Origin of the sequence: Pseudomonas sp. PWP3-1b2 (genome assembly GCF_049896045.1) — a bacterium.
Lineage (GTDB): Bacteria > Pseudomonadota > Gammaproteobacteria > Pseudomonadales > Pseudomonadaceae > Aquipseudomonas > Aquipseudomonas antarctica_B.
Window position 1 is genome coordinate 50,390 of record NZ_JAFCTN010000032.1, and the last position, 18,392, is coordinate 68,781.

Consider the following 18,392-nt stretch of genomic DNA (forward strand, 5'->3'; position numbering starts at 1 on the left):
TTTGGGCTTTCAAAAAATGCTGGGATTAGACCGAACAGGCGCAAGAAATGGCTTGAGTTTCTTGTCTGAAATGTGTTGGGTCTTTTCGCTCAAAACCCTACATGTAGGGTTTTTTTAGCGCCGAGGTACAAGATAATGCGTTTTGGGGGGCTTAGCAACGCACTACCTGTGGATAACGCTGTGGGTAAAATGTGTATGAAACGTGGAACGCCCGTGTAGGCCGCAGTGCTGCTGGGTTACGCCGTTTGTCACCAGATATTCCAAGTTTAAAACCGCTGGTTGGAATTTTGAGGGCGCGAACCCTACCACAAAAAAACGCGATCACCGAATCGATTTCCAGGCTTGTGCCAGAGGGCTGGCGCATGGCTACAATCGACCTCTTATATGCCCTCAAAACATGACAAACAGGGTATGGCGGCTGAAGATCAAAAATGTGGGAGCGGGCTTGCTCGCGAAGGCGGTGGATCAGCCAGTTCATCTGTTAACTGACCCACCGCCATCGCGGGCAAGCCCGCTCCCACAGTTGAAATATAGAAGTCCTGAAGATTTTCTAATAACAACGAGGACCACCCGTGGAGCAAGAAGCCTGGCAAATATTGATCGTCGAGGACGACGAGCGATTGGCCGAGTTGACCCGTGATTACCTGGAAAGCAACGGCCTGCGGGTGTCGGTGGAAAGCGACGGCGCCCTGGCGGCGGCGCGCATCATCGCCGAGCAGCCGGACCTGGTGATCCTCGACCTCATGCTGCCCGGCGAAGACGGCTTGAGCATCTGCCGCAAGGTGCGCGAACGCTACGACGGCGTGATCCTCATGCTCACCGCGCGAACCGACGACATGGACCAGGTGTTGGGCCTGGACATGGGCGCCGACGACTACGTGTGCAAACCCGTGCGCCCGCGCTTGCTGCTGGCGCGCATTCAGGCCCTGCTGCGGCGCAGCGAACCGGCCGAACCTGCGACGGTGGAGAACCAGCGCCGCCTGCAATTCGGGCCATTGGTGGTGGACAACGCCTTGCGCGAAGCCTGGCTGCACGAGGGCAGCATTGAACTGACCAGCGCCGAATTCGACCTGTTGTGGCTGCTGGTCGCCAACGCCGGGCGCATTCTGTCTCGCGAAGAAATCTTCATCGCCCTGCGCGGTTTTGGGTACGACGGCCAGGACCGCTCGATCGACGTACGCATCTCGCGCATTCGCCCGAAAATCGGCGACGATCCGATCCATCCTCGCCTGATCAAGACCATTCGCAGCAAAGGCTACCTGTTCGTCCCCGAAGCCTGCGCCGACATGCCGCTGTGAACTCTATATTCCTGCGCATCTACGGCGGCATGTGCGCGGCGCTGATACTGGTGGCGCTGCTGGGCGTGCTGGCCCTGCACCTGCTCAATGAAGTGCGCAGCGGCCAATACCGTGAACGCCTGGCCCACGGCACCTTCGCGCTGATGGGCGACAACCTGCAGCCGATGAGCGCCATCGAACGCCAGCGCGCCCTGGCGGTGTGGGAGCGCTTGCTGGGCATTCCACTGGAATTGCGCACGCTGACCGATGCCCAACTGGACCTCGGCCAACGCAATCGCCTGCAACGCGGCCAGGTGCTGGTGGAACAGACCGGGCCTCACGCCGCCCGCGTGTTGCGCCTGGTCAGCGACAAGGAACCGTTGGTACTGACCGGTGAAGTGCAGCAGATCAGCGAGCAACTGGCCCGCGCGACGATTTACCTGCTGGCCGATGAACTGGTGCGTTTCCCGGTGGCCGAGCAGCCGCAGCGGCTGGCTGACATAAAGGAAGCCAAGGGTTTTGGGTTTGATATGCACCTGATGACCCTGGATCAGGCGGACATGGATGAAGACCAGCGCCGTCGCGTATCGGAAGGCGATACGGTGATGGCCCTGGGCAAGGGCGGCGATTCGATCCGCGTGTTTGCCGGCATGGTCGGCACGCCGTGGGTCCTGGAAATCGGCCCGCTGTACCAAATGAACCCATACCCGCCGCAGTGGCTGATTCTGATTGCGTTGATCAGCCTGACCCTGATCGGCTTGATCGTCTATTTATTGGTGCGTCAACTTGAGCGGCGCCTCAAAGGCCTGGAAGCGGCGGCCACGCGCATCGCCCAAGGCAACCTGGAAGTGCGCGTGCCGGCCCGTGGCGCTGACTCCATAGGGCGTCTGGCGGCAGCCTTTAACGGTATGGCCGAGCACTTGCAGCAGTTGTTGGCGATCCAGCGCGAACTGGTGCGCGCGGTGTCCCACGAACTGCGCACCCCGGTGGCGCGCCTGCGGTTCGGCCTGGAGATGGTCGGCGACGCCGCCACGCCCCAGGCTCGGCGTAAATACCTGGAAGGCATGGACAGCGATATCCAGGACCTCGACGGGCTGGTGGATGAAATGCTCACCTACGCGCGCCTTGAGCAGGGCGCGCCGGAGCTGAATTTCCAGCGTGTGGACCTCAGCGCGCTGCTTGATCAGGTGATCGGCGAATTGTCGCCATTGCGCCCGCAGGTGACGGTCACGCGGGGTATTTGCCTGTCATCGGTGCACTGGGATGATGCCTGGGTGGATGCTGAACCGCGCTACCTGCACCGCGCCCTGCAAAATCTGGTGAGCAATGCCATGCGCCATGCCCACGGCCAGGTGTTGATCAGCTATCAGGTGGGCCAGGTGCGTTGCCGTATTGATGTGGAAGACGACGGGCCGGGAGTGCCGGAAAGCGCGTGGGAGCGGATTTTTACGCCGTTTCTGCGTCTGGACGACAGCCGTACACGCGCCTCGGGCGGGCATGGGCTGGGGCTGTCGATTGTGCGGCGGATTATCTACTGGCACGGCGGGCGGGCATTGATCGGCAAGAGCAATAACCTCGGCGGCGCATGCTTTAGCCTCAGTTGGCCCAGGGATCAGGATAAACCCTGAAACCGCCATCGCAGGCAAGCCAGCTCCCACATGTGATCGGGTGTGCACATTCAAACTGTGGGAGCTGGCTTGCCTGCGATGGCGGTAGATCAAGCGCCGACAGCCACCAGGCTCAACAACTGCTCCCCATCCACCGCAAACTGCCCCTCCAGTTCCCTGCCATAACACCACTCGGCAGACAAATCCGTCAGCAAGCGCAGCCGCACGCGCCCCGACTCGGACCATTCCACCACCTCGGCATGCTCAAAGTAGAAGCGCTTGAGCACAATCGGATACAGCGCCTTGAACAGACTTTCCTTTACCGAAAACGTCAGCGTCACCAACAAAGCGATCTGCTCGCGCGGCACTGACGCCATGCGCTGCAGTTCATCTGCCGTCAAGATTTCGCCCGCCAAACGCTCCGCCCGCTCCAGTGTCAGCACGTTCTCCAGGTCCATCCCCAGCCCGCGCCATTGCGCCTTGTGCCCGACAATCGCCGCCGCGTGCCCGGTGCTATGGGTGATGGAGCCACTGATGTGCCCAGGCCACACCGGTGCACGGTCTTCGCCAATCGCCGGCACGCAATCCAGATGATCAAGCTGTTGCAGCGCCGCGCGCGCACACAGGCGACCGGCCAAAAACTCGGCCTGACGCTTGGCCACCGAACGCTGGATGCTGGCCGGTGGCGGCACGGCGCTGCGCTGGAAATCACCCGCGCTCAACAAGGTGGGGTCAAAGCGCGTACTCAGAAACACCGTGCCCGGCATGGGTTCGGGCAGCGGCCAATGGGCATCGAGTGGGGTGCAGCAAGCGGGTAGGGGCGTCATGCGCGGTATTTTGCGTCAGTTGGCGCGCCAGTGGATAGCCCGCATCGGTTCAGGCACGGTTCAGAGCCTGTTCAGGGGGAGTTCAGGGGCGCCTGCGTAGTCTGGCCCTACAGCCAAAACGTGTAGAGGCAAGCACCATGACTGCGATCAAAAAGCTGATGTTGGCGTTAACCATGCTGGGCGCCACGGCTGGCGTTCAAGCGTCCGACGGCGCATTTGCGGGATTTGGCGGCGAGAAAACCAAGAAATCCAGCACCCTGATCCAGCGTGTCAGCTTCGAAGACGTCACTGGCAGGGCCGCACCGTGGGGCCAGTTGTTGGGGTTCACTGCCCCGCAACCGACCTACCGTAGCGGCTACGAACACCTGACGGGCCACTACAATGGCATTAAACTGCGCCCGCAAGACCTGCAGGGCCGCTATGATATCCCCCAGTCGGACAGTTGAATTGCCTTGGAGAGCCTTATGAAATTGCTGGTGGTTGAAGATGAGGCGCTGTTGCGTCATCACCTGCTGACCCGCCTGACAGACAGCGGGCACGTGGTCGAAGCCGTGGCCAATGCCGAAGAAGCCCTGTACCAGACCGGCCAATTCAACCATGACCTGGCGATCATCGACCTGGGCCTGCCCGGCATGGGCGGTCTGGACCTGATTCGCCAACTGCGCACTCAGGCCAAGACCTTTCCGATCCTGATCCTCACCGCGCGCGGCAACTGGCAGGACAAGGTTGAAGGCCTGGCCGCCGGCGCCGATGACTATGTGGTCAAGCCGTTCCAGTTCGAAGAGCTGGAAGCGCGCATGAACGCCTTGCTGCGTCGTTCCAGCGGGTTTACCCAGTCGACCATCGTCGCCGGGCCTCTGCTGCTGGACCTCAATCGCAAGCAGGCGTCCCTGGACGAGCAACCGCTGGCATTGACCGCCTACGAGTACCGGATTCTCGAATACCTGATGCGTCACCATCAGCAAGTGGTCGCCAAGGATCGCTTGATGGAACAGCTCTACCCCGATGACGACGAGCGAGATCCGAATGTCATCGAAGTGCTGGTCGGGCGTCTGCGTCGCAAGCTCGAAGGCCCGGCCGGGTTCAAACCGATCGACACCGTGCGCGGCCTGGGTTACCTGTTCAATGAGCGCTGCCGTTGATTCGCTCGTTACGTGTGCGCTTGATGCTCGCGGCCACCACCCTGGCCGTGCTGTTTATGCTGGGCTTGTTGCCCGCCATGCAAGGCGCGTTCAGCCTGGCGCTGCAGGACTCCATCGAGCAGCGCCTGGCATCGGACGTCACCACACTGATTTCCGCCGCTCGGGTTGAGAACAACCGCCTGCTGATGCCTGCGCAATTGCCGGATGAGCGTTTCAACCTCACCGATAGCCGGTTGCTCGGCTATATCTACGACCGCGAAGGTCATCTGGTGTGGCGTTCGCGGGCGACCCAGGAAGAAAACATCAACTACAAACCGCGCTATGACGGGCGCGGCAACGAATTTGCGCGCATCCGCGAGGCCAGCGGCCAGGAATTCTTCGTGTATGACGTCGAGGTCAAGTTGCTCGGCGGCAAGAGCGCGGCGTTCAGCATCGTTGCCCTGCAACCGGTGCGTGAATACCAGCTGACCCTCGAAGGCCTGCAGGAAAACCTCTATTTGGGCTTCGGCGCAGCCTTGCTCGTCTTGCTGACCCTGCTCTGGCTGGGCCTGACCTGGGGCCTGCAAGCCCTGCGGCGCCTGAGCCAGGAGCTTGACCAGATTGAAGGCGGCACCCGCGAAAGCCTTTCCGAGGAGCATCCGCGCGAACTGTTGCGCCTCACGGGTTCGCTTAACCGTTTGCTGCACAGCGAGCGCGAGCAACGGGCGCGCTACCGCGACTCCCTCGACGACCTGGCCCACAGCCTGAAAACTCCACTGGCGGTGTTGCAGGGCGTGAGCGAAGACATGGCTCAGCGCCCGGAAGATCGCGGTCAGGCCTGGGTGTTGCAATCGCAGATCGAGCGCATGAGCCAGCAGATCGGCTATCAGTTGCAGCGCGCGAGCCTGCGTAAAAGCGGCCTGGTGCGCCATCAGGTGCGTTTGGAGCCGGTGTTGCAGAGCCTGTGCGACACGCTGGACAAGGTGTATCGCGATAAGCGCGTCACGGTGACGTTCGACTTGCCGCCGGACTGCGATCTGCCCATCGAGAAAGGCGCCTTGCTGGAAATGCTTGGTAACCTGCTGGAAAACGCCTATCGCCTGTGCCTGAGCGAAGTGCGCATCAGCCTGATGGAAAACCTTGAAGGCACCGAGTTGTGCATTGAAGACGACGGCCCCGGTGTGCCGCCCGACCAGCGTGCGCGGATTCTGCAACGGGGCGAGCGGCTGGACCGTCAGCATCCGGGGCAGGGGATCGGGCTGGCGGTGGTCAAGGACATTATCGAAAGCTACAGCGCGCGCCTGACCCTGGGTGATTCACCGTTGGGCGGGGCGGCGTTCAAGATTCATTTTCCGGCGGTTTGATCTCTATTGCTGGTTCTGGCCTCATCGCAGGCAAGCCAGCTCCCACAGGTTGATGTGTGTAAACCCGATCAACGTTGGGAGCCGGGCTTGCCCGCGATGATGCCCGCCCAGGCAACCCGGCTCTAACGCTCCTGCGCCCGATACGCTCCCGGCGTCAGCCCCGTCCACTTCTTGAACGCCCGGTGAAACGCCGACGGTTCGGAAAACCCCAACTGCTCGGCAATCTCCTGCAACGACAAATCCGCCCGCCCCAAATGATAGATGGCGATATCTCGCCGCAACTCATCCTTGAGCGACTGAAAGCTGGTGCCTTCCTCGCGCAAGTGCCGACGCAGGGTTTGCGGGCTGATGTGCAGGTGCTGCGCAACCGTTTCCAGGTCGGGCCAGGGCGTGCGGTCGCGGCTGAGCAGGCGACGCAATTGGCTGCTCAGGCTGTCGCCTTCATCCGGCCGCGACAGCAAATCAGCAGGTGAGCGTTCCAGAAAGTGCTTGAGGGTCCGCTCGTCCTGCTGCAGCGGCAGGCTCAGGTAGCGCGCGGGAAACACCAGGCTGCTGGTTGGTGCACCGAATGCCTGAGGGCAGGGGAACAGCAGGTCATATTCGCTCGCATGCTCCGGCATCGCGTAGCTGAAGGTGGCCTGGTGCAGGCGAATACGCTGGCCGATCAACCAACTGCCCAGGCGATGCCAGATGACCAACAGGCATTCGCTGAGGAAGTGATCCGGGTCCCGCAGTTGCGAATCGTCCAGGCTCAGGCGGGCCATTTCGCCTTCTCTTGTCAGCTGCCAGCGCGGACCCTGCGGGAATAGGCTATAAAATAATAAGCCGCGCTCCAGAGCCTTCTCCAGGGTGCGGCAGTGGATCAGCGCGTGGCACATCATGGCGAAGGTGCCGCGTTTGCTCGGGCCTTCGGCAAACCCCAGGTACTCGTCATCCAGCGCCAGCCACAACGTTTGCAACAGCCGGGTAAATTGTTCCGGGGCGATGCGGGCGCGCGGTTCGGTCAGTAATTGCGGGGTAATGCCCAGCTGGAGTAACAGGGCCGAATAGTCATGGCCCGCCCGCCGAGCACCGCCGAGGGCAGCTCGGGCGTAGTGGCTGGCGATGGTGCGTTCACGCATGTGAGGGCCTCGTCCATGGAGTGGCGGATGTTAGCCATCACCTGGAGGTGCAACAAGGCGGATATCCGCCAAATTGTAGGACGGGATCGGGTGAGTCGGCGGAATTCCGCCACCTCATTCGGCGCGTTGCTGGGCGCCCGTGAGCCCTAAGGGCTGATGTCTAAAGGCCTTTAGGGTTTTTCAGGGAAGTGGCACGGCGTTTGCGATAAAGACTACAGCGCAGGCCAGATTACACGGATCTCGCAAACAACAAATCCCTCCAGTGCAGGAGGGTTCGCAATTCAAGTGTCGTGGGCAATGGCGGATCTTTGCCCCACGGGACGATTGAGGAACTTTGCAATGACGACTCGTCAGCCACTGTACAAATCCCTGTATTTCCAGGTGATCGTTGCAATCGTTATCGGTATTTTGCTCGGTCACTTCTACCCGCAGACCGGCGTGGCCCTCAAGCCACTGGGTGACGGCTTTATCAAGCTGATCAAAATGGTCATCGCCCCGATCATCTTCTGCACCGTTGTCAGCGGCATCGCTGGCATGCAAAGCATGAAATCGGTCGGCAAAACCGGTGGCTACGCGCTGCTGTACTTCGAAGTTGTTTCCACCATCGCCCTGCTGATCGGCCTGATCGTGGTTAACGTTGTGCAACCGGGCGCCGGCATGCACATCGACGTGGCTACCCTGGATGCTTCCAAAGTCGCTGCCTACGTGACTGCCGGTGCAGACCAGAGCATCGTTGGCTTCCTGCTGAACGTCATCCCGAACACCATCGTTGGCGCCTTCGCCACCGGCGATATCCTGCAAGTCCTGATGTTCTCGGTGATCTTCGGTTTCGCCCTGCATCGCCTGGGTGCCTACGGCAAGCCGGTGCTGGACTTCATCGATCGCTTCGCTCACGTGATGTTCAACATCATCAACATGATCATGAAGCTCGCGCCGATCGGTGCTTTCGGCGCCATGGCGTTCACCATCGGCGCCTACGGTGTAGGTTCCCTGGTGCAGCTCGGCCAGTTGATGATCTGCTTCTACATCACCTGCATCCTGTTCGTGGTCGTGGTGCTGGGCGCCATCTGCCGCGCGCACGGTTTCAGCGTGCTGAAGCTGGTTCGCTACATCCGTGAAGAACTGTTGATCGTACTGGGTACTTCCTCCTCCGAATCCGCACTGCCACGCATGCTGATCAAGATGGAGCGTCTGGGCGCGAAGAAATCCGTAGTGGGCCTGGTGATTCCTACCGGCTACTCCTTCAACCTCGACGGTACCTCGATCTACCTGACCATGGCTGCAGTGTTCATCGCTCAGGCGACCGACACCCACATGGACATCACCCACCAGATCACCCTGCTGCTGGTGCTGCTGCTGTCCTCCAAAGGCGCTGCCGGCGTGACCGGTTCGGGCTTCATCGTGCTCGCGGCTACTCTGTCGGCCGTCGGCCACCTGCCGGTTGCCGGCCTGGCGCTGATCCTGGGTATCGACCGCTTCATGTCCGAAGCCCGCGCGCTGACCAACCTGGTGGGCAACGCTGTTGCCACCATCGTTGTGGCCAAGTGGGTCAACGAACTGGACACCGACAAGCTGCAAAGCGAACTGGCGTCTGGCGGTACCGGTATCTCCGACACCCGTCCGGAAGATGACCTGGGCGTGGCCGAAGGCCCTGCTCCAGCCGTCAAGTAAAATGCCGACGGTGTAAACGACACCGAAAGCCTTGCAAACGCCCCGACCTGTTCGGGGCGTTTGTGTTTCTGGCGGGTCACTTTGTGTTTTTTTTGATTTACAGTGTGCGGCTGCTTCATGCTTTTTGATAGCGCCGCTAACGGATCGTTTGAGCCGGGCTATGCGGATGAAACTCGCACCGCACTGCTCGCTCTAAAACCCATTAGCCTGGCGGGTATTTCCGCTGCAACGCTTGCAGGAGTCTTGATGGACAGTGTGGATCTGAATGTCCTGCGCAGCGTGCTCGAGTGGCGCCGCGCCGGTCAACGCGTGGTGTTGTACAGCGTGGTGCAGACCTGGGGCAGCGCCCCGCGCCCGCCGGGGGCGATGTTGGCCTTGCGCGGCGATGGGGTGGTGATTGGCTCGGTATCGGGCGGTTGCATCGAGGATGACTTGATCGCTCGCCTGCAGGATGGCCGCCTGCCCGAGGATGGGCCGGCGGTGCAACTGGTGACCTACGGCGTCACCCGCGATGAAGCCGCACGCTTTGGCCTGCCGTGCGGCGGGACGTTGCGCCTCACCGAAGAGCGCGTGGACGACTGGGCGTGGGTCGAGCAACTGCTGGCACGCTGTGAGGATCATCAGATCGTCGCGCGGGAGCTGAACCTGGCCACTGGCGCAGTGACCCTCAGCAGTGCGAGCAAAACCGATACGGTGACCTTTGACGGCGAGCACCTGCGGGCTATCTACGGCCCACGCTGGCGCCTGCTGCTGATCGGCGCCGGGCAGCTGTCGCGCTATGTAGCGGAAATGGCGCGCCTGCTGGATTTCGAAGTGTTGATCTGTGATCCGCGCGAAGAGTTCGTCTATGGCTGGGAGGCACAGCAAGGCCGCTTTGTACCGGGTATGCCGGATGAGGCGGTGCTGAATATCCAGACGGACGAGCGTACAGCCATTGTGTGCCTGACCCACGATCCGCGCCTGGACGATATGGCGCTGCTGACGGCGTTGAATTCCTCGGCGTTCTACATTGGCGCCCTCGGTTCGCGGGTCAATAGCCAGAAGCGCCGGGAGGACTTGGCGCAGCTGGGCTTGTCGGCGCAAGCAATTGCGCGGTTGCATGGGCCGATTGGCTTGCATATCGGCAGCCATACCCCGGCGGAAATTGCCTTGTCGCTGATGGCGGAAATTGTCGCAATCAAGAACGGCGTGGCGCCGATGCAGAAAAAACCGTTGCCGGTGGTGGCGCAGTGACACTCACGGCGATTGTGCTGGCAGCCGGGCAGGGCAGTCGCTTTCGGGCGGAGGCCGGCGCTGATCAGGACAAATTGCTGGCGCCGTGCTTAGGCCTGGATGGTGTGACACGACCGGTGATTGAGCAGGTGCTGGTGAATTTGCCTGAACAGGTGGTTGCGCGCCTGTTGGTGACCTCGCCGGATCGGCTTGAAGTGATTCGATTGGCCAAAGCGTATGGCTGCGAAGTGCTGCTGCTCAGCTCGGCGGGTATGGGTGACAGCATTGCGGCGGCGGTCGCGGCCAGTGAAGCGGCGCACGGTTGGTTGGTGGTGCTGGGGGACATGCCGTTTATTCAGTCTTCGAGCATTGATCGCGTGATCGACGCGCTGGAGGAGGGTGGCATCAGCGTGCCGGTATGTGCCGGTGAATACGGGCACCCGGTGGCGTTTGCTCGTGCGTGCGGTGCGGGGTTGATGGCGTTGGTTGGTGATCGCGGGGCCAGGCCGTTGTTTGCACGTTCCGTTGTGAGTGAAGTGCGGGTTGATGACCGCGGCGTGCTTTGGGATATCGACGTGCCTTCACGGTTGAATTTCATACCGCAGTAAATGTGCAAGCCAGCTCCCACATTCGGATGTGGTACATCTGGATAAATCAATCACTCTAAATCGCATAAAAAAGCCCCGCCTGATCACTCAGGCGGGGCTTTTTAGTGGCTCATGGAATTACACGAAAGGTTTAGGCTCGTGTTCTTCTTCATGGGCCTTGTGCTCAACCACCGCGTCAACAACCGGGGCTGGCGCCTCGGCGGTTTCAGCGACGGCCGGAGCGGCAGCAGCTGCTGCAGCGGCGGCTTCAGCTTCCTTGCGACGGCGACGCACTTCACGTGGGTCGTTCGGCGCACGGCCATTCTCGGTCAGAGCGCTGGCAGGCGCAGCTTCAACCACCGGCGCGGTGACTTCGGCAGCGGCTGGCGCTTCAACGACTGGCTGAGGCGCAACGACTGGCGCTGGCTCGGCAACCACTGTTTCAGCAACCGGCGCTGGTGCTTCTTCTACCGCTGGGGCAGGCGCTGGCGCTTCAACCGGAGCGGCTGGCTCGGCAGTCCATTGGAAGGCAGTCTGTTCTTCGCGAACTTCACGCACTTCACGCACTTCTGGCGCTGCTTCGACGGCCGGTGCTTCTACAACCGCTTCAACCACTGGCTGAGGCTCAACCACCGGGGCAGGCTCGACGGCAATGGCTTCGGCTTGCGGCGGTACTTCACGAACCGGTGCGACTTCCACTTCCGGAACCACTGGGGCTTCGATCGGGGTAGTGGCTTCAACAACCGGTGCTTCAACAGCTGGCGCTTCAAACGCTGGTGCTTCAAACGTCGGCGTTTCAACAGCTGGTGCTTCAGCGGCGGGCGCTTCTACAGCAGCGGTTTCTTCGAGGGCGGCAGTAGCACGTTCGGCGTTCTGGTGAGCCTGGGCTTCAGCAGGTGCGCTGATCACCGAGCTGGCAACAGCGGCAGTCACAGCCAGGCCGGCAGCCAGTTCGGCGCCCGTCGGTTCCTGGGTTTCGCCTTCAGCGTGTTCGCCGGCTTCTTCCGAGCCTTCGATCACATTGCCGTTGGCATCACGCTGACGCTCACGACGGTTGCTGCGACGACGCTGGCCACGGGAGCGGCGGCGTGGACGATCGCCTTCGGCGTTGTCCTGGCCATCTTCCTGTTGCTCTTCGCCGGTCAGTACTTCTTCCTCTTCTTCGCTGGCCGCTGCAGCTTGCTCGGCGCGTGGTTGACGCTCTTCACGCGGTGGGCGCGGCTGGCGCTCTTCACGTGGGGCGCGCTCTTCACGCGGCTGGCGGGCCGGGCGTTCTTCGGTAGAGGCTTCAGCAGCAACGGCTGGCACGGCGTCCAGAGGCTCACGCAGTTCACGCACGCGCTCTTCGCGCTCACCGCGTGGCTTGCGGTCTTCACGTGGAGCGCGCGGCGTGCGAGGTGCGCGCTCTTCGCGGGGTGCACGTTCTTCACGGGCTACAACCGGGGTTTCCTCACGGGCTTCGCGAGGGGCACGCTCTTCACGTGGTGCGCGTTCTTCACGCGGTGCACGTTCTTCGCGAGGCTTGCGCTCTTCGTCACGGCGACCGTTACGGTTGCGGCTTTGCTGACGACCGTTGCGACGCTCTTCGTTACGCGCCGGGCGCTCGGCAGCAGGTTTTTCAACCACGACCGGAGCAACAGGCTCTTCTTTGGTGGCGAACAGGCTGACCAGCGACTTCACCAGGCCTTTGAACAGGCTTGGTTCAGGCAATGCGGCGGCAGGTGCGGCAACCGGAGCGGCAACTTCAACCGGTACCGGGGCGTTGGCACGCGCCGGTGCAGTTTTCACGGCAGCTTCCTGGCGAACCAGGGTGCGGGTCGCGGCGGCCGGCTGAACTTCTTCCACTTCGGCGGCGGCAGCAGCGATTTCATAGCTGGATTGGCCACTGTGCGCTTCCGGGCTGTCATCACGCAGGCGCTGCACTTCAAAGTGCGGCGTCTCGAGGTGATCGTTCGGCAGGATGACGATACGGGCGCGGGTGCGCAGTTCGATCTTGGTGATCGAGTTGCGTTTTTCGTTGAGCAGGAAGGCTGCAACCGGAATCGGCACTTGCGCGCGGACTTCGGCGGTGCGGTCTTTCAGGGCTTCTTCTTCGATCAGGCGCAGGATCGCCAGGGACAGCGATTCAACGTCACGGATGATGCCGGTGCCGTTGCAACGCGGGCACACGATGCCACTGCTTTCGCCCAGGGATGGACGCAGGCGCTGACGGGACATTTCCAGCAAGCCGAAGCGCGAAATGCGGCCGACTTGTACGCGGGCACGGTCCGCTTCCAGGCATTCGCGGACTTTCTCTTCCACGGCGCGCTGGTTCTTGGCTGGGGTCATGTCGATGAAGTCGATCACGATCAGGCCGCCGATATCACGCAGACGCAGTTGGCGGGCGATTTCTTCAGCCGCTTCCAGGTTGGTCTGCAGGGCGGTTTCTTCGATGTCGCTGCCTTTGGTGGCGCGCGCCGAGTTGATGTCGATGGACACCAGGGCCTCGGTCGGGTCAATCACAATGGAGCCGCCGGAAGGCAGTTCAACGACGCGCTGGAAGGCGGTCTCGATCTGGCTTTCGATCTGGAAACGGTTGAACAGCGGAACGCTGTCTTCGTACAGCTTGATCTTGCTGGCGTACTGCGGCATCACCTGGCGGATGAAGGTCAGGGCTTCGTCCTGGGCTTCAACGCTGTCGATCAACACTTCGCCGATGTCCTGACGCAGGTAATCGCGGATGGCGCGGATGATCACGTTGCTTTCCTGGTAGATCAGGAACGGCGCGGAACGATCCAGGGACGCTTCTTTAATAGCGGTCCACAGTTGCAGCAGGTAGTCGAGGTCCCACTGCATTTCTTCGCTGCTGCGGCCCAGGCCGGCAGTGCGAACGATCAGGCCCATGTCGGCAGGTGCGATCAGGCCGTTCAGCGCTTCGCGCAGTTCATTGCGCTCCTCGCCTTCGATGCGACGGGAAATGCCGCCGGCACGCGGGTTGTTCGGCATCAGGACCAGGTAACGGCCAGCCAGGCTGATGAAGGTGGTGAGGGCTGCGCCCTTGTTGCCACGTTCTTCTTTTTCCACCTGAACGATGACTTCCTGGCCTTCGCTCAGGACGTCCTTGATGTTCACGCGGCCTTCAGGGGCTTTCTTGAAGTATTCGCGGGAGATTTCTTTGAGGGGCAGGAAGCCGTGGCGCTCGGAGCCGAAATCGACAAAGGCAGCCTCAAGGCTTGGTTCGATGCGAGTAATACGGCCTTTATAGATGTTGGCCTTCTTTTGCTCGCGTGCACCGGATTCGATGTCCAGGTCGTAGAGGCGTTGGCCATCTACCAGTGCAACACGCAACTCTTCGGGTTGAGTTGCGTTAATCAGCATTCTTTTCATGTTGTACCGTCGGTTTCCGGGCTGCCGGAAACGGCGTTCGGCACACACGACTTCTCACGGTCGGTGTCAGGTGCGTCAAGAGTGGTTGGCCACTCCAGTGTCCAGCAAATACCCGCCAATTGGGCCGGTATCGCGACGGACGCGTCCTGCTTGTTAGCGGTGGTGACAAAGGCACCACTTCAACAAAAGCTAAGGTCAGGAGGAGGAATCAACCGGCGACTGTGGACGAGATGAAGCGTCTAAATATAAGCCTAGTGCTACACGGTCCGACGGTTGTGCATCTCCACCCTACACGTATCCCTGATAATTCGGGTGCTGCCGCGCGCAGAATCCGCAGCGGGTTGGCATTTACCGTGTACTCCAATGGGGAGTTCACGCTCATGGCTAAACAAGACTGGGTGAGGGCGATTGCGCTCTCACTCAGCTCTTAACAGGCGTTGTTCCCGAAGCATTCGCTGTGGTCTGGTTCAAGACTGACTGCACTTTGTGAACTGGCCGTAAATATCGGCGCAGAACGCGAGTATTCACTCTGCTTTCTGCACTCGCTTCAGGCCTCATGTCACCTGCGCTTGTTACAATCTTGAGCCTTCCAGGGTGGCGAAAGCCCCGTAGGACGGCCTCGCGTCCTGATGAATTGCGATGGTCAGGGCCGGCAGTTTGCCGCAAGTCCTCTGTCCAGGCCGCTTTTGGCGGCGTTCGCGACTATAGCAGCAATGATTAAGTGCTTCAATTCCATAAAAAATTGTTATCATCGCCGCCATGACCACTACCGCCCCCCAGACCCCCAGCGTCCAGCTGCTCGAGGTCTCGCCGGAATATGCCGGCCAACGCATCGACAATTTTCTCCTGGCCAGGCTCAAAGGCGTGCCCAAGACCTTGATTTACCGCATCTTGCGTAAAGGTGAAGTGCGCGTGAACAAGGGTCGGATCAAGCCCGAGTACAAGCTGCAGGCGGGCGACATCGTCCGTGTGCCGCCGGTGCGCGTGCCTGAGCGTGACGAGCCTGTGCCACTGGCGCAAGGTCTGCTGCAGCGCCTTGAAGCGTCGATTGTCTTTGAAGACAACAAGCTCATCGTGATCAACAAGCCTTGCGGCATCGCGGTTCACGGCGGCAGCGGCCTGACATTCGGCGTGATTGAAGCCTTTCGTCAGTTGCGTCCGGACGCCAAGGAACTGGAGTTGGTCCATCGCCTGGACCGCGACACGTCAGGCCTGCTGATGATCGCCAAGAAACGCAGCATGTTGCGCCACCTGCACACCGCCCTGCGCGGCGATGGCGTAGACAAGCGCTACATGGCGCTGGTGCGCGGCAACTGGGCCAGCTCGATCAAGAGCGTGCGTGCGCCATTGCAGAAGAGCAACCTGCGGTCCGGCGAGCGTATGGTCGAAGTGGACGAGGAGGGCAAAGAAGCCCTGACCCTGTTCAAGGTGCTGCGCCGTTTTGGCGACTTCGCGACGATGGTCGAGGCCAAGCCCGTCACCGGCCGTACCCACCAGATTCGCGTGCACACCCTGCATGCAGGCCACTGCATCGCCGGTGACACCAAGTACGGTGACGAGGACTTCTCCAGGGAAATTCGCGACCTGGGCGGCAAACGTCTGTTTCTGCACGCTTACATGCTGACCGTGCCATTGCCGGATGGCGGTGAGCTGAAGTTGCAAGCGCCAGTCGACGAAATGTGGGCCAAAACCGTGGAGCGTTTGAGTGTCGCGCCTTGATTACAAGCTGCTGATTTTTGATTGGGACGGCACGCTGGCAGACTCCATTGGCCGGATTGTCGAGTCGATGCACGCGGCGTCGACCCGTTCGGGCTTTGCCTTGTGCAGCGACCTGGCGGTCAAGGGTATTATCGGCTTGGGCTTGCCTGAGGCGATCCGCACCTTGTACCCGCACATCGACGACGAGCAACTGATAGCGTTTCGGCAACACTATGCCGATCACTACATTGCCCTTGAGGCCGAGCCTTCGCCGCTGTTCGGCGGCGTGAGGGAGTCCCTGGAAGTCTTCCGTGCCGAGGGTTATCACCTCGCAGTGGCCACCGGCAAGGCCCGTCGCGGGCTGGACCGAGTACTCAAGGCTCACGGCTTTGAAAACTATTTCGATATCACCCGCGCCGCGGATGAAACCGCCAGCAAACCTCACCCTCTGATGCTCGAACAGATTCTCGCTCATTGCGGCGTATCCCCGCATCAGGCGTTGATGGTGGGGGACGCCTCCTTCGATCTGATGATGGCGCGCAATGCTGGCATGGACAGCGTGGCGGTCAGCTACGGCGCGCAGGCGGCCGAGGCCTTGCAACAATACGAGCCCCGGCTGACGATTGATCATTTTTCCGAATTGCAGGCCTGGCTAAGCCGGGCTTAATAAGTCTTTGCTGGGGTGAATGGCATGAGTGACGAGTGGAAAGCGCCTGAAAAGGCCCAGAGCAGTGATGACAAAAGCTGGAAGCTGTTAGAGAAGACGCTTCTGGCCAGCGTGCAGGAACAGCGTCGTTCGCGGCGTTGGGGGATTTTCTTCAAGCTGCTGACCTTCGTGTACCTGCTCGGCATGCTGGCGTTGTTCAGCCCGCTGATGGACATGGAAAAAAGCGCCACGCGCGGTAGCCACTACACCGCCTTGATTGACGTGCGCGGAGTGATTGCCGACAAGGAATCCGCCAGCGCCGACAACATCGTCACCAGCCTGCGCGCTGCGTTTGACGACCCCAAGGTCAAGGCCGTGATCCTGCGTATCAACAGCCCGGGCGGCAGCCCTGTGCAGTCGGGTTATGTGTATGACGAAATTCGCCGTCTGCGCGCGCTGCATCCGGACACCAAGCTGTACGCCGTGATTTCCGACCTGGGTGCCTCGGGTGCCTATTACATCGCCAGCGCTGCTGACCAGATCTATGCCGACAAGGCCAGCCTGGTCGGCTCCATCGGTGTGACGGCAGCCGGTTATGGCTTCGTCGGCACCATGGAGAAACTGGGGGTGGAACGTCGCACCTACACCTCGGGCGAGCACAAGTCATTCCTCGATCCGTTCCAGCCGCAGAAGGCCGATGAAACCCAGTTCTGGCAGGGCGTGCTCGACACCACCCATCGCCAGTTCATTGCCAGCGTCAAGCAGGGCCGTGGCGATCGACTGAAGGATAAAGACCATCCGGAGCTGTTCTCCGGGTTGGTGTGGTCGGGCGAGCAAGCGTTGCCGCTGGGCTTGATCGACGGCCTGGGCAGTGCCAGCTCGGTGGCGCGGGATGTTGTTGGCGAGAAAGAGTTGGTGGATTTTACGGTAGAGGAATCGCCGTTTGATCGCTTCTCCAAGAAGCTCGGCGCCAGCGTGGCCGAGAAACTGGCGCTTTACATGGGTTTCCAGGGTCCAAGTTTGCGCTGATCCAGCAGGCGCATCGATGCAAATGTGGGAGCGGGCTTGCCCGCGATAGCGGTGGGCCCGTCGACATCCATATCGGCTGATCCACCGCTATCGCAGGCAAGCCAGCTCCCACAGTTGGTTTTTTGTCGTGCTTAGGGGATTTGCACGCCTTCAAACAGCAGCATATCCACCAGCCGAATCAGCGGCAGGCCAATCAGGCTGGTCGCATCCGGCCCTTCCGTGCTCTGAAACAAACTCACGCCCAAACCTTCAGCCTTGAAGCTGCCTGCACAGTCGTAGGGTTGCTCCACCCGCAGATAACGCTCAATGCGCTCGGCGTCCAGCACGCGCATCTGTACGGTAAAAGGCACGCAGTCCACCTGACAATGCCCCGTTTCGCTATTAAGCAGTGCCAGGCCGGTCAGGAAGCTCACGCGCTTGCCGCTGGCGGCCAGCAATTGCTCACGGGCGTTTTCAAACGTGTGAGGTTTGCCGATGATGCGTCCCTCAAGCGCCGCCACTTGATCGGAGCCGATGATCAAATGGCCCGGGTGGCTGCCAGCAAGCGCACGCGCTTTTTGTTCAGCCAGTCGCTTGACCAGCTCAGTCGCGGATTCATTTTCGAGCGGGCTTTCGTCGATATCCGGCGAGCTGCAGATGAACGGTAAGTGCAGGCGGCTCAGCAATTCCCGGCGATAAACCGAGCTGGATGCGAGTAATAAAGGCAGCATGGGCGTCTCCTCAAGGCAGTCGCGGATTCTAACGGGGTGACCCGCTGACGCACAGGGCTGAATTTCCTTTGACATGGCCGGGTGCATCCCTATAATGCTGCGCCTATGTTGAATGACCCGATTCCACCTCACGTTGACCCGCGCAAATTGGCTGAT

At 61.0% G+C, this 18,392-nt stretch carries 15 protein-coding genes; 11 read left to right on the top strand and 4 right to left on the bottom strand.

Annotation, left to right across the window (positions count from 1 at the left end; all coding sequences use genetic code 11):
- Window positions 1–572: 572 nt before the first annotated feature.
- Both ACP7A2_RS19815 and ACP7A2_RS19820 read left to right on the top strand, forming a co-directional pair.
- Window positions 573–1,298 carry a response regulator gene (locus ACP7A2_RS19815; protein WP_348057238.1) on the top strand — a complete coding sequence of 242 codons (726 nt, stop codon included), beginning with the start codon at window positions 573–575 and terminating at the stop codon, window positions 1,296–1,298.
- Window positions 1,295–2,905: an ATP-binding protein gene (locus ACP7A2_RS19820; protein WP_426135567.1), complete on the top strand. Its 1,611-nt coding sequence runs from the start codon at window positions 1,295–1,297 to the stop codon at window positions 2,903–2,905. Before ACP7A2_RS19815 ends, ACP7A2_RS19820 begins: the two co-directional genes overlap by 4 nt.
- An 89-nt stretch (window positions 2,906–2,994) precedes the next feature.
- On the opposite strand, the gene ACP7A2_RS19825 is transcribed toward ACP7A2_RS19820, so the two are convergent.
- A complete protein-coding gene (locus ACP7A2_RS19825; protein ID WP_426135568.1) occupies window positions 2,995–3,711 on the bottom strand; it encodes a 4'-phosphopantetheinyl transferase family protein in 717 nt (238 codons plus the stop codon).
- A gap of 137 nt (window positions 3,712–3,848) precedes the next feature.
- Between ACP7A2_RS19825 and ACP7A2_RS19830 the strand changes: the two genes are divergently transcribed.
- From ACP7A2_RS19830 to ACP7A2_RS19840, 3 genes are read left to right on the top strand one after another with little or no spacing between them, the layout of a single operon-like run.
- Window positions 3,849–4,157: a hypothetical protein gene (locus ACP7A2_RS19830; protein WP_426135569.1), complete on the top strand. Its 309-nt coding sequence runs from the start codon at window positions 3,849–3,851 to the stop codon at window positions 4,155–4,157.
- Window positions 4,158–4,175: 18 nt separating this feature from the next.
- On the top strand, window positions 4,176–4,853 hold the full coding sequence (locus ACP7A2_RS19835) for a response regulator transcription factor (RefSeq protein ID WP_016973689.1): 678 nt from the start codon (window positions 4,176–4,178) through the stop codon (window positions 4,851–4,853).
- Window positions 4,850–6,196 carry an ATP-binding protein gene (locus ACP7A2_RS19840; RefSeq protein ID WP_426135570.1) on the top strand — a complete coding sequence of 449 codons (1,347 nt, stop codon included), beginning with the start codon at window positions 4,850–4,852 and terminating at the stop codon, window positions 6,194–6,196. The genes ACP7A2_RS19835 and ACP7A2_RS19840 overlap by 4 nt, the downstream gene beginning before the upstream one ends.
- Window positions 6,197–6,318: 122 nt before the next feature.
- Here the strand turns inward: ACP7A2_RS19840 and ACP7A2_RS19845 are convergent, their stop codons facing one another.
- Window positions 6,319–7,317: an AraC family transcriptional regulator gene (locus tag ACP7A2_RS19845; protein WP_426135571.1), complete on the bottom strand. Its 999-nt coding sequence runs from the start codon at window positions 7,315–7,317 to the stop codon at window positions 6,319–6,321.
- 339 nt (window positions 7,318–7,656) lie between these two features.
- Between ACP7A2_RS19845 and ACP7A2_RS19850 the strand changes: the two genes are divergently transcribed.
- The 3 genes from ACP7A2_RS19850 to ACP7A2_RS19860 all read left to right on the top strand — a co-directional run bounded on the left by ACP7A2_RS19850 (window position 7,657) and on the right by ACP7A2_RS19860 (window position 10,808).
- Window positions 7,657–8,988, top strand: coding sequence for a dicarboxylate/amino acid:cation symporter (locus tag ACP7A2_RS19850; RefSeq protein ID WP_426135572.1), 1,332 nt, complete (start codon window positions 7,657–7,659; stop codon window positions 8,986–8,988).
- Window positions 8,989–9,234: 246 nt separating this feature from the next.
- Window positions 9,235–10,221: an XdhC family protein gene (locus ACP7A2_RS19855; protein WP_426135573.1), complete on the top strand. Its 987-nt coding sequence runs from the start codon at window positions 9,235–9,237 to the stop codon at window positions 10,219–10,221.
- Window positions 10,218–10,808 carry a nucleotidyltransferase family protein gene (locus tag ACP7A2_RS19860; RefSeq protein WP_426135574.1) on the top strand — a complete coding sequence of 197 codons (591 nt, stop codon included), beginning with the start codon at window positions 10,218–10,220 and terminating at the stop codon, window positions 10,806–10,808. Before ACP7A2_RS19855 ends, ACP7A2_RS19860 begins: the two co-directional genes overlap by 4 nt.
- Before the next feature lie 117 nt (window positions 10,809–10,925).
- Here ACP7A2_RS19860 and rne read toward each other — a convergent pair whose 3' ends face one another.
- A complete protein-coding gene (gene rne, locus ACP7A2_RS19865; protein ID WP_426135575.1) occupies window positions 10,926–14,144 on the bottom strand; it encodes a ribonuclease E in 3,219 nt (1,072 codons plus the stop codon).
- Window positions 14,145–14,912: 768 nt separating this feature from the next.
- Here rne and rluC point away from each other — a divergent pair.
- Genes rluC through ACP7A2_RS19880 form a run of 3 tightly spaced genes read left to right on the top strand, consistent with a single transcriptional unit; the run spans window position 14,913 to window position 17,526 of the window.
- Window positions 14,913–15,872, top strand: a complete 960-nt coding sequence (rluC, locus tag ACP7A2_RS19870; RefSeq protein WP_056861649.1) for a 23S rRNA pseudouridine(955/2504/2580) synthase RluC — start codon at window positions 14,913–14,915, stop codon at window positions 15,870–15,872.
- The gene (locus ACP7A2_RS19875; protein ID WP_426135577.1) at window positions 15,859–16,518 is read left to right on the top strand and encodes an HAD-IA family hydrolase; all 660 of its coding nucleotides are present in this window, start codon (window positions 15,859–15,861) and stop codon (window positions 16,516–16,518) included. The genes rluC and ACP7A2_RS19875 overlap by 14 nt, the downstream gene beginning before the upstream one ends.
- Window positions 16,519–16,542: 24 nt before the next feature.
- Window positions 16,543–17,526: a S49 family peptidase gene (locus ACP7A2_RS19880; RefSeq protein ID WP_375068015.1), complete on the top strand. Its 984-nt coding sequence runs from the start codon at window positions 16,543–16,545 to the stop codon at window positions 17,524–17,526.
- Window positions 17,527–17,657: 131 nt separating this feature from the next.
- Here ACP7A2_RS19880 and ACP7A2_RS19885 read toward each other — a convergent pair whose 3' ends face one another.
- Window positions 17,658–18,236: a Maf family protein gene (locus tag ACP7A2_RS19885; RefSeq protein ID WP_426135578.1), complete on the bottom strand. Its 579-nt coding sequence runs from the start codon at window positions 18,234–18,236 to the stop codon at window positions 17,658–17,660.
- Window positions 18,237–18,392 lie beyond the last annotated feature (156 nt).

What these genes read in the sequence shown, in the direction of transcription:
- ACP7A2_RS19835 (WP_016973689.1), top strand. Translation starts at nt 4,176, where the DNA reads ATGAAATTGCTGGTGGTTGAAGATGAGGCGCTGTTGCGTCATCACCTG.
- ACP7A2_RS19885 (WP_426135578.1), bottom strand. Translation starts at nt 18,236, where the DNA reads ATGCTGCCTTTATTACTCGCATCCAGCTCGGTTTATCGCCGGGAATTG.
- ACP7A2_RS19855 (WP_426135573.1), top strand. Translation starts at nt 9,235, where the DNA reads ATGGACAGTGTGGATCTGAATGTCCTGCGCAGCGTGCTCGAGTGGCGC.
- rluC (WP_056861649.1), top strand. Translation starts at nt 14,913, where the DNA reads ATGACCACTACCGCCCCCCAGACCCCCAGCGTCCAGCTGCTCGAGGTC.
- ACP7A2_RS19880 (WP_375068015.1), top strand. Translation starts at nt 16,543, where the DNA reads ATGAGTGACGAGTGGAAAGCGCCTGAAAAGGCCCAGAGCAGTGATGAC.
- rne (WP_426135575.1), bottom strand. Translation starts at nt 14,144, where the DNA reads ATGCTGATTAACGCAACTCAACCCGAAGAGTTGCGTGTTGCACTGGTA.
- ACP7A2_RS19850 (WP_426135572.1), top strand. Translation starts at nt 7,657, where the DNA reads ATGACGACTCGTCAGCCACTGTACAAATCCCTGTATTTCCAGGTGATC.
- ACP7A2_RS19830 (WP_426135569.1), top strand. Translation starts at nt 3,849, where the DNA reads ATGACTGCGATCAAAAAGCTGATGTTGGCGTTAACCATGCTGGGCGCC.
- ACP7A2_RS19825 (WP_426135568.1), bottom strand. Translation starts at nt 3,711, where the DNA reads ATGACGCCCCTACCCGCTTGCTGCACCCCACTCGATGCCCATTGGCCG.
- ACP7A2_RS19845 (WP_426135571.1), bottom strand. Translation starts at nt 7,317, where the DNA reads ATGCGTGAACGCACCATCGCCAGCCACTACGCCCGAGCTGCCCTCGGC.